This is a genomic window from Catenovulum sp. 2E275 (genome assembly GCF_025515275.1).
Taxonomy (GTDB): Bacteria; Pseudomonadota; Gammaproteobacteria; order Enterobacterales; family Alteromonadaceae; genus Catenovulum.
The window spans coordinates 1-301 of sequence record NZ_JAOPFU010000154.1 but is presented as its reverse complement, the minus strand read 5'-3'; the positions used below and the strand labels follow the sequence as shown (position 1 = coordinate 301).

Below are 301 nucleotides of genomic sequence, written 5' to 3'. Positions count from 1 at the left end.
ATTCCCGAATTCTTGACTGCGAGTCTGAGTTGTTTTCGAAATGCAGTTTCGTGAATATGATGACGACAAATATAGCCGTCTTGTGGATGTGCGCAACGAACACTTGATGAGAAGATATATTGCCAAGCAGTATCTTTGGCCGCAGACTTGTATTTTTTGATCAAACTGATAGGCATTGAAGTAAGGCCAAAACCATCTCTTATGTTTTGTTGATGTAACTGTTTAGCTTTTTCAATTTGAGCCTGTAAAAAGACAATTAAATTTTCGGGCAACAATGTACAGCGATCTTTATTCCCTTTAC

Annotated in this window: 1 pseudogene; it reads right to left on the bottom strand. The window is 37.9% G+C overall.

What is annotated here, in order from left to right:
- Nucleotides 1-301 (bottom strand): annotated as a pseudogene (locus N7931_RS19505) (integron integrase); the annotation flags it as partial.